The organism is Yersinia massiliensis CCUG 53443 (genome assembly GCF_000312485.1).
Lineage (GTDB): Bacteria > Pseudomonadota > Gammaproteobacteria > Enterobacterales > Enterobacteriaceae > Yersinia > Yersinia massiliensis.
Genome location: NZ_HE997648.1, coordinates 129,635 through 143,217, shown reverse-complemented (window position 1 = coordinate 143,217; position 13,583 = coordinate 129,635). Strand labels below are relative to the sequence as shown.

The window sequence follows — 13,583 nt, the reverse complement described above, 5'->3', positions numbered from 1 at the left end:
CACTTGTGCTTAACGTGAACGTCTAATGCTCAGCATATCCGCGACCCATGCTCGATATCGCAGCCATAAAGGCAGGGATGAGTCATCCCACGTTCAAAAGCACATCATATGCCGACATCATTAGGTTAAAAATCAACGGCTATCACCACCGTGAAAACCGGAGATGGGAGTGTACCATTGTGTTAGACCGCGTGCTTTTGCGGATGTCACTCATCAGTGTAAAAAATAGTAGTTAAAGGACAATAAACACAAAAAAACGGGGGATGGGATGTTCTATCTACGTAGGAACCGCCAGTGACAGCTAGCCACTGACGGTTTTTATGTGAAAAGTCTGAATCTTTGAAACTCGCCGATAAATGGGTTATTTATCGATCAAGAGGAAGAAACACTGCCTTTTATTTCGCTATTCGGCGGCGTTTTATTCGATAACACGGCTTGCAGTTGATCGTTATCCAGTTGGTTACACCATTTCGCTACCACGATGGTTGCGACACCGTTACCCACCAAGTTAGTTAACGCACGGGCTTCTGACATAAAGCGGTCGATACCCAGAATCAGTGCCAACCCAGCCAGTGGTAAATGCCCTACCGCAGAAATTGTTGCTGCCAACACAATGAAGCCACTGCCCGTCACCCCTGCCGCGCCTTTGGAGGAGAGTAACAGCACCACCAATAAGGTAACCTGATGAATCACATCCATATGGGTGTTGGTGGCTTGTGCAATAAAGACCGCGGCCATCGTCAGGTAGATAGACGTGCCGTCCAGGTTAAATGAGTAACCCGTCGGAATAACCAATCCAACCACCGATTTCTTACAACCGGCTTTTTCCATCTTATCTAGCATACGTGGTAGCACGGATTCAGAAGATGATGTCCCCAAGACGATCAGCAGTTCTTCTTTGATGTAACGGATAAATTTGAAAATGTTGAAGCCGTTAAATTTGGCAATCGAGCCGAGCACAACCACCACAAACAGGATACAGGTGACGTAGAAGCAGACAATCAACTGCCCCAGTTGCACCAAGCTACCCACACCGTATTTACCGATAGTGAAAGCCATCGCACCGAACGCCCCAAGAGGTGCCAAGCGCATGATCATGTTGATAATACCGAAAATAACGCGGGAGAAGCTTTCGATAACATTGAAGATGATTTGGCCTTTCTCACCCAGACGATGCAGCGCAAAGCCGAATAACACCGCAAACAGCAACACTTGCAGAATATTGCCACTCGCAAACGCCCCTACCACACTGCCAGGGATGATATCGAGTAAGAAGGGTACAATCCCTTGCTGCGAGGCTTGCTCAGCATAAAGCGCAACCGCTTTGGCATCCAGTGTCGCCGGATCGATATTCATGCCAGCACCGGGTTGCACCACGTTCACAATCACCAGACCAATCAGTAGTGCGATGGTGCTAACAATCTCAAAATAGAGCAACGCTATCGCACCGGTACGGCCTACGGCCTTCATACTCTCCATGCCCGCGATGCCGGTCACGACAGTACAGAAAATCACGGGTGCGATAATCATTTTAATTAGTTTAACAAATCCATCACCCAGTGGTTTCATCTGAGCGCCAAGTTCAGGATAGAAATGACCTAATAAGACGCCCAGTGTAATCGCCGTTAACACCTGAAAATAAAGACTTTTAAATATTGAAGCTTTCATAACTATGTCCTTTTGGAGAAATACACGGCAGCCTGTCGCTTTGTTCTCATTGATGATTGAGTGTCACTTCTTTTTTATCCGTGCTTGCGCGGAAAATAACACCCTCATAACAATATGGAAATTATTAGTTGTACTGGATTGCACCCTTAACTCGAAATTAAGAACTGAAACGCTTCAAGCGGGGGCAACAACAGAAATGCAGTGAGATCAACCAGACAAATACCCCAAAATGATTAATGAGGAAAATGTATGAAAAAGCAGCTATTCAAAGTGTCAGAAGAGGTAAATGCGGATTTTTGCAGTCATTCTGCAATGGGGAGCAATGGTAGGGCGTATTTTGGCGGGAAGGAAAATCAAAAACGAATATCGTACTGCACCGCCCCTCAGAGGAAATACAGCACGATACTCAACAATATTGCGTATTAGTGACGAAGGCTCGTCACCAATAACTCTTCATCATCAATAACTATTCCACCACTCATCACCAACAACTAAAGGGTAATGCCATACTGTTCACGATAACGGTGTACCGCCGCCAGATGGTCGGCCATTTCCGGCTTCTCTTCCAGATAACTCACCACATCATTTAGCGTCACAATCGAGATGACTTTGCAGTGATAATCACGTTCAACTTCTTGAATCGCCGAGATCTCACCACGGCCGCGCTCTTGACGATCCAATGAAATCATCACGCCGGCCAGTGTTGCGCCTTGGGCATTAATGATTTCCATTGATTCACGAATCGCAGTGCCAGCGGTGATAACATCATCCACCAGCATGACTCGCCCTTGTAACGGGCTCCCCACTAAACTGCCGCCTTCACCGTGGTCTTTCGCTTCTTTGCGGTTGAAGCAGTAAGGTACATCGCGCGCATGATGCTCTGCCAATGCGACTGCCGTTGTGGTTGCAATTGGGATGCCTTTATAGGCAGGCCCGAACAAGAGATCAAACTCCACACCACAATCCATTAATGCTGCGGCGTAAAAACGCCCGAGTTTTGCCAGATCAAGCCCGGTATTAAACAACCCTGCATTAAAGAAATAAGGGCTAATTCGCCCAGACTTCAGGGTAAATTCGCCGAACTTCAACACCTGCTTGTTAAGCGCAAACTCAATAAACTCGCGCTGATAGGCTTTCATGGGGACTTCTCCTTTCCAGATTGTGACTACCGACATTAACCACTCGGGTTATTTATGGGGTGCCTCAAATTGCAGGCAAAAAAAAGGCGACTACTAAGTCGCCTAAATCAACTATTGCGCTAACGCCGCCTTCTGCGCCTGGAAGATAGTTTCTATCCCCCCACGAGCCAACGCCAGCAACGCCAGTAATTCTTCGTGACTGAAAGGTTCGCCTTCTGCGGTGCCCTGCACCTCAATCATGCGGCCATCTTCCATCATCACCACATTCATGTCCGTTTCTGCCGCAGAATCTTCCACGTACTCCAGATCGCAAAGGGCTTCACCTTTCACGATCCCGACAGAAACAGCGGCAACCAGCCCTTTCATTGGGTTAGCTTTTAATTTACCGCTAGCCACTAATTTATTCAGGGCATCAGCCAATGCGACGCAAGCGCCACTGATAGAAGCAGTACGCGTGCCGCCATCAGCCTGCAAAACGTCGCAGTCTAAAGTAATGGTGAACTCACCTAACTTCTTCAAATCGACAGCGGCGCGCAAAGAGCGGGCAATCAGGCGCTGAATTTCTAATGTACGCCCACCTTGCTTACCTTTTGCCGCTTCGCGAGCATTACGGCTATGGGTAGAACGTGGCAGCATGCCGTATTCAGCGGTTATCCAGCCTTGACCTTGGCCTTTTAGAAAGCGCGGAACACCCTCTTCCACCGTGGCGGTGCACAATACTTTGGTATCGCCAAACTCAACCAACACGGAACCTTCAGCGTGTTTCGTGTAATTACGGGTCAGGGTTAATGGGCGGACTTGTTGTGCTGCTCGGTCTGCTGGACGCATGGGCTTTCTCCGGCTTTAAATCGATATTGGTCGCGCATTATACGGCCTTAGTGATGTAATGCCTATCCTGCCTGCGCCTCGGAGGCTATAATCCCTGCATCTTTTCTTTAATTAAAACGGGTACGCACAATGATCCGCAGCATGACCGCCTACGCTCGGCGTGATATTAAAGGCGAATGGGGCAGCGCAGCTTGGGAGCTACGTTCCGTTAACCAACGCTATTTAGAAACCTATATTCGCTTGCCTGAACAGTTCCGCAGCTTAGAGCCCGTCATTCGCGAACGTATCCGCGCCCGTCTGACACGAGGCAAGATTGAGTGTAGCCTGCGTTTTGAGCTGGATACCGCAGCGCAAAGTTCGTTGATCTTGAATGAAAAACTGGCTAAGCAACTGGTTGAAGCCGCGAACTGGGTCAAAATGCAAAGTGATGAGGGCGAGATCAATCCACTTGATGTTTTGCGCTGGCCGGGTGTGATGTCAGCCGAAGAGCAAGATCTGGATGTCATTAGCACTGAGTTAATGCTCGCACTGGATGTGGCTCTTGATGACTTTATCGTTTCTCGCGAAACCGAAGGCGCAGCATTAAAAACGCTGATCGAACAGCGCCTAGACGGTGTGAGTGCGGAAGTGGTTAAAGTGCGTGCGCACATGCCCAATATCTTGCAGTGGCAACGCGAGCGCCTGCTCACCAAGCTGGAAGAAGCACAAGTCCAGTTGGAAAATACCCGTCTGGAACAAGAGTTAGTGCTGATGGCACAGCGTGTCGATGTCGCCGAAGAGCTGGATCGCCTCGAAGCGCACGTCAAAGAAACGCACAATATCTTGAAGAAGAAAGAAGCTGTCGGCCGCCGCCTTGATTTTATGATGCAAGAATTCAACCGCGAGTCGAATACGCTAGCCTCGAAATCGATCAATGCCGAAGTCACCAATTCCGCCATCGAACTAAAAGTGCTTATCGAACAGATGCGCGAGCAGATTCAGAATATCGAGTAACTTCTCACCGCATTTCAGTACGTCGCAAAATTCCTTTAAAGCCCGTAATAAATTTACGGGCTATTTTATTAGATTTGCTGTCATTCTTATTCAAATATATTCGCTACGTTTTTCGTAGTATCTAGAACGGTTCTTTCCTACGAGTATCGTCGTCATGAACTCAGAGCGACAGAACCGAGATATTTTCAGTCAACGCCTTTGTGTCATACATAGCATTGATCTAACAGGCCACCACGAACCATTGCTCCCAGCGTTCGCCGCGCGGATTTCAAAGGATGTTTTGAGTTGAAGGAGTCCGACCCTTACCAGATAAGCAACGTCGGATACGTCGAAAGGCGGCGGGCCGATTTCCCCAGTGACCCATTCGAGGTTATCCGGTTCGTAATAAGTCAGGATTTCTTTCTTATGGGCGGTCATTCTCATGGCTAGCTGATTCCTTATTGTAGGATAGAACTGTTATACAATAATCTGGATGTGAGATATTGGAACCAGCACAGCATCAGGTAGATACCCCCCTAACAGCACAATATATATGGAGTGAGCAATGAACGAGCATCACCAACCATTCGAGGATTTACGGGAATACGGAAATGAAGGACAAGAATATTGGTCTGCAAGAGATTTGGCTCCTTTGCTGGATTATAAAGATTGGAGGAACTTTCAGAATGTTTTATCCAGAGCAGCACAAGCCTGTGAAGCCAGTAACCTAGAGGTAGCAGACCATTTCGTTGAGGCCACCAAAATGGTTGTGCTGGGGTCCAGTGCCCAACGGGAGCTGGAAGACGTTCATTTATCCCGATATGCATGTTATCTCGTTGTACAGAATGGTGATCCTAGTAAGCCAGTTATTGCGGCTGGGCAAACATACTTTGCAATCCAGACTAGACGTCAAGAACTGGCCGATGATGAAACTTTCAAACGACTACGCGAAGATGAAAAGCGTCTGTTTCTTAGAAGTGAACTAAAGGAACATAACAAACAGTTAGTCGAGGTAGCACAAAAGGCTGGCGTCGAAACCGGATTAGATTTTGCCATATTCCAAAATCATGGCTACCAAGGTTTGTATGGTGGCTTAGACCAGAAAGCAATCCACCAGCGAAAGGGATTAAAAAAGAGCCAAAAAATCTTAGATCACATGGGGTCAACGGAACTTGCGGCAAACCTATTTAGAGCAACTCAAGCGGAAGAGAAGTTAATCAGAGATCAGGTTAATTCGAAACAGCAGGCAAACCAAACGCATTTCGATGTAGGCAGGAAAGTAAGGCAGACAATCAAAGAGCTTGGGGGGACAATGCCAGAAAATCTCCCAGTACCAGAACAGAGCATCAAACAGATTGAAACTGCAGCCAAAAAGTTGGGCGACAAATAGCCTTAACGGTGGAACACTCTATTTTAGTGTGTACATAAAGGTCAATCGCATTATCACAACCCCTTATAATACAAAGAGTAAAGCCACCTGCTCTACAAACAGATTCAACATCGAGTAAAATATTTGGCGAGCTAGCCCAATCTCATCCACACCACCAAGCCCGCATAATAACGGGCTTTTTAGCAAGGGACCTTTCCTGATGGCGGCCATAAGCAGCCGTCGATTAAACTAGCTATCCGTAAAAAGAACCGCAGCCCCCAACAGGAGAATGGTTTATGCAGGCTTTGCTCATCATTGATATGCAGATGGAAATGCAACATCGGATTGAATCAGGCAAGGAGCACGTAAACACCGATGCGCTTGAAAAGATTGCCCAGCTTTCAGCCGCCTTTAGGCAACGAGGCCTTCCTGTTGTGCATATCCGGCACGCTGAGGAAAATCCGCAATCGCCTTTTAATCCATGCGCCGTTGGATACGCACCTATGCCATGCGCACAAGCGGTTGCAGATGAACCTGTGTTTGTGAAAACAACTTCATCAGGCTTCGCCTCCACTGACTTAGCCAACTATTTACGGGAAAACGGTATCGATGATTTAGTGGTCGTAGGGGCGGTTGCTGGCTTTTGTGTCAATTCAACCGTTCGGGCAGGGGCTGATCTTGGCTTCAATATGACGGTCGTAAAAGATGCCGTGCTTGGCTTTGGTATGCCTTCAGCCAACCTGTCAGCTAATACTATTTTTGAGGTCACGATGGCGCTGCTCGCCGCCGATTTCGCGAATATCGTGCACAGCGAGACTGTTTTATCCAATTGATATGGATGTAGCAAACTGCATATTTACGGTTCACACTTCAGTATATCTATAGTGCTTAAGGTACATGCCTCGGCAATAGTAGGCATGTATCAGACTCGCGTAAACAGACCTTCAATCGAGCTGCTCTTCTGGCCGCCACCATGTTGCTGATGTGCTAGCCTTACCGGCCTTATAAATCCTTATTCACACTCTTTTTAGGTGGAGCCAAAATAATGTATTTACGCTTGCTGCCCTCAGTATTACTTTCTGCCAGCCTCGTTTCATGTGCTCCCTACGATTACAATGCACAACAGGATAAGAAGCCAATAATGATAGGCTCCAATCCAATATATACTGTTGATGATAAAGGGAATTTAAGAAGGGACAGACGTATGGAGAACGTTCGCAGCCGAGGTTGCGTGGATAATAGCACCGATTGCGGAAGACCTATCGGCTGGTAGGTCATTTGGCCGCTATTCCCTAATTCTATAAAGCTAACGCTCATCAGAACTAGATGACTTGGCGCAATAGGTATTTTCAACCACACTTACCCCGCGAGAATATGTTTTTGCACGAAAGCTATTGACGGTTTTTGCCCTTAACGCAAACCCTATTCCCAGCCTATAAATGTAAAAGCGAATATTAACCTGGGGTGAATATCGATGAAAAAGATCGCTATTATTGGTGCTGGCCCCACGGGGATTTATACCTTTGACGCCCTGCTAAAGCTCAAAGTGCCCGTTTCAATTTCTATTTATGAGCAAGGCAGTGAGGCCGGTGTTGGCATGCCTTACAGCAACGAAGAAAACTCGAAGATGATGTTAGCTAACATCGCCAGCATCGAGATCCCCCCTATCTTTACGACTTATATCGACTGGTTAAAAGGCCAAAGCGCACGCCATCTAGCCCGCTATGGTATTCATCCGAATTCTCTTCATATCCGCCAGTTCCTACCGCGTATTCTTCTGGGCGAGTATTATCGCGACCAATTTCTAGCACTGGTGACAAAGGCAAAACAGCAAGGTTTCACGGTGAATGTGCATGAATCCTGCCAAGTTACCGACCTTGAAGCCACCACCGATGGCGTCCGACTGTGGGCGAAGGATGAACCGGCAGCAGAACTGTTTGATCTCGCCGTCATCGCCACGGGCCATGTGTGGCCCGATGAAAGTGAATCGACTCGCACATTCTTCCCGAGCCCTTGGTCTGGGCTGATGGAAGCCAAAATCCCAGCGTGCAAAATCGGCATTATGGGGACTTCACTGAGTGCCATTGACGCCGCGATGGCTGTGGTGGTCCAGCATGGTCAGTTTGTCGAAGCAGATGATGAGCATATTCAGTTCACGCTTGATGAGGGAAGTGAGGCGCTTAAAATCACGTTGATGTCCCGATCGGGCATCCTGCCGGAAGCTGATTTTTACTGCCCAATCCCCTATCAACCATTAAGCGTCGTGACAGAAAACGCGATCAAAAATGAAATTTCTGCTGGATCAGAGGGTTTACTCGACCGCGTATTCAAACTCATTGTGGCAGAAATTGAATTGGCGGACCCAATATGGAGCGAGCATATCGCCCTTCAGACGCTTGATGCCGACAGCTTCTCCGACGCATGGTTTGCCGATCGACATCAGCACGATCCGTTCCGATGGGCCTACTCAAATCTTAACGAAGTCGAGCGCAACAAGCGCGCAAAACGCACGGTGCCATGGCGTTACGTGATCCTTCGGTTACATGAAGTTGTACAGGAAATCGTCCCTTATTTGGATGAAGAGGACAGCAAAAGATTCAATTCTGGTCTCGCCAGAGTGTTCATCGATAACTATGCGGCTATTCCCTCACAATCGATTCGCCGATTATTGGCATTACGTGAAGCAGGGATAATCAGCATTCTCGCGCTTGGGCCTGATTACAAAATGGATGTAAAAAAACATCAGACTGTTATCTCTGCTAATGGGAAAACCATTGAGTTCGATATTTTTATCGATGCACGAGGACAAAAGCCGCTGAAGACGAAAGATCTGCCGTTCCCAACATTAAAAAAGCAACTCCAGTCTTGCGGTGACGAGATTCCGGATGTGGGCAACGATTATACGCTCCTGTCACCAGACTGCGCTCGCGGGCGTATTGCATTTGGCGCATTACCCTATCTCATGCACGACCAGCCCTTTGTGCAGGGCCTTACTGTTTGTGCAGAAATCGGATCAGCCATTGCCAAGGCCATCGTCGAACCAGCACACCGCCCCCGCAGACGACTGCCGTATTTTGATATGTGATAGAAAGCGAATATGTCACGTGTTCGATGACCTTGGTGGTACCGCCAGAACTGGCATACGGTGAGAAAGGTTATCCACCCAAAGTGCCACCGAACGCCACCATGATCTACACATTACGCATTGCAGAAGTCTACCCAGAAGCCTCAAAAAGTGCGTGGAATTAAGCTAATTCCATTTGGTCAGTATTGATGTCCAGACAAAATGATGAAGATTCAATGTCTCGTATTGGCAGCCAAGCATGTCATATTGCTGAGTCACTCATCAATCGCGGCCCATATAACCTACAGCAGCGTTGCCCATGAAAAAAGCACTCCCGTGAGAGTGCTTTACCTATCAGTCTTGTGGCAGCGACAAATATTGATACCCGTTTGGTAACAGTATTATTGTTTTAACGCTATTTGTTTTAACGCCATTTTCTTTACCCACTCAGGATAGGTTTTCGACAAATACTCTTCCGCGTAATAGCCATACCAGCCATAACCTGTCCGGCGTTCTCTTGCGATATCCTCGTATTTAGCCACACGTTTCCCATCGCGATTAGCCAAAATGACAGAATTATCATTTAAATCATAAAATCTTGCCCAAATCCGAGGTGCTGAAGGGTCTGATTCAATTCGGCGGTCCCATTTGCTGGAGTGCCAAGCATATTTCTCTTCCGGTGCTTCAAATTTAACGACTTTGAATCCAGTTAATGCAGAATTCTCCAACCATTGTGTCGCGTCATTAATACTTTTAATGATTTCGGGGGATGGATTATCAATGGAAGTTAAATATTCAAGCACACCAACAGTTTCTTCGGACAATATGCCGGGTAATTCAAATGAACGGCCGCCAACAGGTGTCAGTGTTTCGGGATTATACTGACCCGCCCAGCCGGTTTTTATCCCATTTTGTACAATCTGTAATTCCAGCAAGCACTGATCGCCTTTGGATACCGCATCAGAGATTAAGGCCAGTGTTTCACTATCAACGAAGCCATAGGTTTTCTTGTCGCCAAGTATATTTCTAAACATCCGTAATATACCGGATGTCACGTCATCCGCATTAGTAATGGAACGTTGATAACTGGTGTTTTCTGTCTCAGTGATACTTTTAGGCGGGATGGTATGTGGCCAGCCAGCACAAACTTTATATTGTTGATTAAGGGTATAGCGAATACCCAGTAATGCCGCATCGCTATAACGTTTATCCCCCAGTTCGGCCCATGCTTGGGAAAGATATTCGATTTGAGAATAGGTATTTCGGTTATCAAATGAAACTCTGATATTATCTTTTTCTTTTTGAAATGACTGTATTTCTTCTGGTGATAAAATTCTCAATGGGTCCTGATTCTCAATCCAGCCGCCAACCTCTTTCTGATATAAAAGTACATTCTCAGATATGGCTTTGACATCATTTTCAGAAAGGCGCTGATACTCCTTCCCATTTTTGTTCTGATAATGATGGATTGCGTCAGCAAAACCATCCAAACCTGGTGCGGCAAGGGTATTAAAGGCAAAACAAGTCAGTATGACCGTGCTGGCAGTGAATGAAATAATCTTCATTATCTGTCTCCTTTTTTATAATGAAATAACAAACCATTTAAAATGGTACTTCATTTCATTATTCAAAAAAGTGATATTCACGGGCAATTTAACATTTAGAGGTTTACTGACTGATTCTTGGGATTTATCGAGTGTTCTTCCCTGCCGGGAGTGAGTGATTCTGAATATTTAAAGGCATCTGACGATGCCTTTTTACATAGCGGCGTTAAGCTGCCACGAGCGGTTCGTTCAGATCCCGCTGATAGGTTTGGTGCAGTAGATCTATTTGCTGCCATAAACAATTTTCGTCGATCATTTGTTTGTATCCCCCATCGGCTTTTACCTACTTTCTCTCGAGTGCTAAATTCCTGAAAGCTCATTAATCAGGGAAGGATACCGATCAATCATGACCAATAGCTTGAGTGAACTGCCTGATGGAATTCTTCTATGTTGCTCCCATGCTTCAACCAACGAAAGGCTCACACCCACAAGGAGCGCGAAGTCTTTTTGCTTATACCCTGTTTTTTTTCTAATTTCTTTTACATCAGGGATAGCAACCTCAGTGACTCTACCCGCCTTTAATTCATCATGACTAATGGCGACAGCCTGTTTCGCGGATGTCATTAAATCATTGAAAAAATCACTCATGCCATACTCCCTTTGATTTGTATTATCACATCTTTGAATTGCTGTTTCTCACTACTCGTCAGTGTATCTTTTTGATTTTTAGGATAGACAGTAAAAAGCCATATCCTGCTTTGTGGTTCTTGATAGTAATAAATGATGCGAACACCACCACGTTTCCCTTTCTGACCGATAGCAAATCTTACCTTTCGCACACCGCCGGTGCCGACAATCAATGCACCCGAAGATGGGTTTAATAACAAGACTTGCTGAAGCTCCCTGAACTCATCTTCGGTAAGTAATACTTCCCGTTGCTTAGAAAAGAACGGAGTTTCAATGAACTGTAAAAAATCCATTACGTAGTCATCCTTGACATCACCTTTACTTAGGCTGAGATAATATTAGTCCTACCCTGTAGGAGTATCAACTCATTTATTGATGAGTAAATCATTGCAGAAAAGGCATCTGACGATGCCTTTTTACATAGCGGAGTTAAGCTGCCACGAGCGCTTCGTTTAGATCCCGCTGATAGGTTTGGTGCAGTAGATCTATTTGCTGCCATAAAACAAAGTTGAGTATTTCTTTCACTTCCTGCGATTCGAGTGTGACGATGGCGTAAATCAGCGCACGGCAGTGATCAATGACTTCTTCTAACTCGCGAGGCGTCTTATCGTACATGTTGCACCTCCAGCGAGAGAGTGGCGGCTAATGATACTGGCAGGCAAAGAACAACGATGTTGCTGTGGGCTGTAGTCGTCGAATTCATGATGACAACCTCTCAGTTGATGGTTTTATCCCACCACCAAGAGCTGCTAATCCCTTTGGGTGGTGGACTGAACAGGGTTAGCAGACCGGTCAACAGAGAACCCGGCGCATCTTGCGATGCCCCCGTCCAGCCCACCATTGATTTTTCTTAGGTGTAACTGTACCCGCACATAGTAACCGCCTACACGGTTGTGCGCTCTGTTTTGTCTCAGGCTGCTAAACCCGGCAGCAGATTTTGCCGCTGCGGGGGCACTATATCCGGCCATTCCCTACTGTTCAATTAGCCAGTAGTAAATTAGGACAAACATTTTTGCGAATGCGAAAAGGGCCGCATTTGTGGATGTAACCTGACACAGGAGTCGCATTTGATGGTTAGTTTTTTGATTTGAAATTGATTTTTTATTGGATAACTGAGTAACCCCCGTAAGCCCCCCCAAATGGTTTTCCTTGCGGGGTTTGCGGGCATCCAGAGTTACTTTTTAGGCTCTTTTTTCCACTGTAGCAAACTAGCAATATCCTTCTCACCTTCGGCTTCTTTTAAGCGCCGTTGTTGCTCGGCAAACTGACTATATTCCGCCTGCGCTTTTTCATCGGCCACTTTCTTACTGACCGTGCCAGCCCCTTGTAGAACCTCACGATCGTTGAATTGCAGAAACTGATCCAGCTTATCCTGCCAGTCACGCAGGAAAACCTGTTGACGCCGCCGTGCCTGATCTTCAGCGAAATCCAACCACATGTTAACGACGCGGTTGAGCTCACCAACTTCGTTTTGGTTTAGGTAGTTTTTTGCCACCGTCACATCGTTTTTACGCACCTCTTCACCTTTATAACTGCTCAACCCCATATGGGGTTGGCTGGCGTCAGCACGCTGATAGATAAGTTCGGCAGCAGTGTGGCCGGTACAGGCGAAATGCAGCTTGTTCTGGATGGTTTGAAAAAACTGCGTGGTTTCTTTCAGTGAAGGTTGATAGTCGGCAGCTAAGGCAAAAATCTCCCGAACCCGCAAATACACCCGACGCTCGCTGGCACGGATATCACGGATACGCTCCAGCATCTCATCAAAGTAATCGGGTACTGCGGATGAACCCACCGGCGGATTTTTCAACCGCTCGTCATCCATCACGAAGCCTTTGATCAGATATTCCTGAAGCGTTTGGGTCGCCCACTGGCGGAATTGGGTGCCGCGAGGGGAACGGACGCGGTAGCCAACTGCGAGTATCAACGGCAGGCTAAAATATTGAACTTGATAATTTTTCCCGTCACTGGCAGTTGTTCGGTAAAACCGAACAACTGAATTTTCGATCAGCTCACCTTCTGCAAAGATATTTTTTATGTGTTCGCTGATAGTCGCTTTAGCTTTGCCGTACAGTTCGCAGATCATCGCCTGGGATAGCCACAGGGTATCGCTTTCAAAGCGGCATTCAACGCGCACCTTTCCATCACCGCTGGCAAACATAACAAATTCGCCTGCCGGGGATTGGGTTAAGTATTTATCTGTCATGCCGCCTCCGTTTTAATCTGACTAACAACGCTGTATCCGCGTAGTATGCCAGAGATCCATGTTGAAGCTCATTACGCGTTTAGCGTTTATAACGCTTTGACGGCCTGAG

The 13,583-nt window shown here is 46.7% G+C and carries 13 protein-coding genes and 2 pseudogenes; 5 read left to right on the top strand and 10 right to left on the bottom strand.

From position 1 onward, the window contains the following. Positions 1-372: 372 nt before the first annotated feature. From BN68_RS18770 to rph, 3 genes are all read right to left on the bottom strand, one after another. Positions 373-1,668: a dicarboxylate/amino acid:cation symporter gene (locus BN68_RS18770; protein WP_019212728.1), complete on the bottom strand. Its 1,296-nt coding sequence runs from the start codon at positions 1,666-1,668 to the stop codon at positions 373-375. A gap of 491 nt (positions 1,669-2,159) precedes the next feature. After that, on the bottom strand, positions 2,160-2,807 hold the full coding sequence (gene pyrE, locus BN68_RS18765) for an orotate phosphoribosyltransferase (RefSeq protein WP_019212726.1): 648 nt from the start codon (positions 2,805-2,807) through the stop codon (positions 2,160-2,162). 111 nt (positions 2,808-2,918) lie between these two features. Beyond that, entirely contained in the window at positions 2,919-3,635 is a 717-nt protein-coding gene (rph, locus tag BN68_RS18760; RefSeq protein ID WP_004705100.1) for a ribonuclease PH, read from the bottom strand. 129 nt (positions 3,636-3,764) lie between these two features. On the opposite strand from rph, the gene BN68_RS18755 reads away from it, so the two are divergent. Next, the gene (locus BN68_RS18755; protein ID WP_019212725.1) at positions 3,765-4,628 is read left to right on the top strand and encodes a YicC/YloC family endoribonuclease; all 864 of its coding nucleotides are present in this window, start codon (positions 3,765-3,767) and stop codon (positions 4,626-4,628) included. Positions 4,629-4,834: 206 nt separating this feature from the next. Here BN68_RS18755 and BN68_RS24390 read toward each other — a convergent pair. Beyond that, positions 4,835-5,051: pseudogene (locus tag BN68_RS24390) on the bottom strand (hypothetical protein); the annotation flags it as partial. Positions 5,052-5,172: 121 nt separating this feature from the next. Here BN68_RS24390 and dinD point away from each other — a divergent pair. From dinD to BN68_RS23480, 4 genes and pseudogenes are all read left to right on the top strand, one after another. Then, on the top strand, positions 5,173-5,997 hold the full coding sequence (gene dinD, locus BN68_RS18745) for a DNA damage-inducible protein D (protein ID WP_019212724.1): 825 nt from the start codon (positions 5,173-5,175) through the stop codon (positions 5,995-5,997). A 275-nt stretch (positions 5,998-6,272) separates the two neighbouring features. After that, positions 6,273-6,809 carry a cysteine hydrolase family protein gene (locus BN68_RS18740; protein WP_019212722.1) on the top strand — a complete coding sequence of 179 codons (537 nt, stop codon included), beginning with the start codon at positions 6,273-6,275 and terminating at the stop codon, positions 6,807-6,809. Positions 6,810-7,450: 641 nt separating this feature from the next. Continuing rightward, positions 7,451-9,061, top strand: coding sequence for an FAD-NAD(P)-binding protein (locus BN68_RS18735; protein WP_019212721.1), 1,611 nt, complete (start codon positions 7,451-7,453; stop codon positions 9,059-9,061). Between the two features lie 23 nt (positions 9,062-9,084). Next, a pseudogene (locus BN68_RS23480) lies at positions 9,085-9,225 on the top strand (FKBP-type peptidyl-prolyl cis-trans isomerase); the annotation flags it as partial. A 216-nt stretch (positions 9,226-9,441) separates the two neighbouring features. On the opposite strand, the gene pelA reads toward BN68_RS23480, so the two are convergent. The 6 genes from pelA to BN68_RS18710 form a co-directional block, all read right to left on the bottom strand. Further along, a complete protein-coding gene (gene pelA, locus BN68_RS18730; RefSeq protein ID WP_019212719.1) occupies positions 9,442-10,605 on the bottom strand; it encodes a pectate lyase in 1,164 nt (387 codons plus the stop codon). A 339-nt stretch (positions 10,606-10,944) separates the two neighbouring features. Continuing rightward, positions 10,945-11,232: a NadS family protein gene (gene nadS, locus BN68_RS18725; RefSeq protein ID WP_019212718.1), complete on the bottom strand. Its 288-nt coding sequence runs from the start codon at positions 11,230-11,232 to the stop codon at positions 10,945-10,947. Continuing rightward, positions 11,229-11,564 carry a type II toxin-antitoxin system RelE/ParE family toxin gene (locus BN68_RS18720; RefSeq protein WP_019212717.1) on the bottom strand — a complete coding sequence of 112 codons (336 nt, stop codon included), beginning with the start codon at positions 11,562-11,564 and terminating at the stop codon, positions 11,229-11,231. The genes nadS and BN68_RS18720 overlap by 4 nt, the downstream gene beginning before the upstream one ends. 136 nt (positions 11,565-11,700) lie before the next feature. Continuing rightward, entirely contained in the window at positions 11,701-11,886 is a 186-nt protein-coding gene (locus BN68_RS18715) for a hypothetical protein (protein ID WP_019212716.1), read from the bottom strand. Positions 11,887-11,986: 100 nt separating this feature from the next. After that, positions 11,987-12,112, bottom strand: a complete 126-nt coding sequence (locus BN68_RS24450; RefSeq protein ID WP_019212715.1) for an ash family protein — start codon at positions 12,110-12,112, stop codon at positions 11,987-11,989. 333 nt (positions 12,113-12,445) lie between these two features. Continuing rightward, positions 12,446-13,474: a virulence RhuM family protein gene (locus BN68_RS18710; RefSeq protein ID WP_019212714.1), complete on the bottom strand. Its 1,029-nt coding sequence runs from the start codon at positions 13,472-13,474 to the stop codon at positions 12,446-12,448. Between the last annotated feature and the right edge of the window lie 109 nt (positions 13,475-13,583).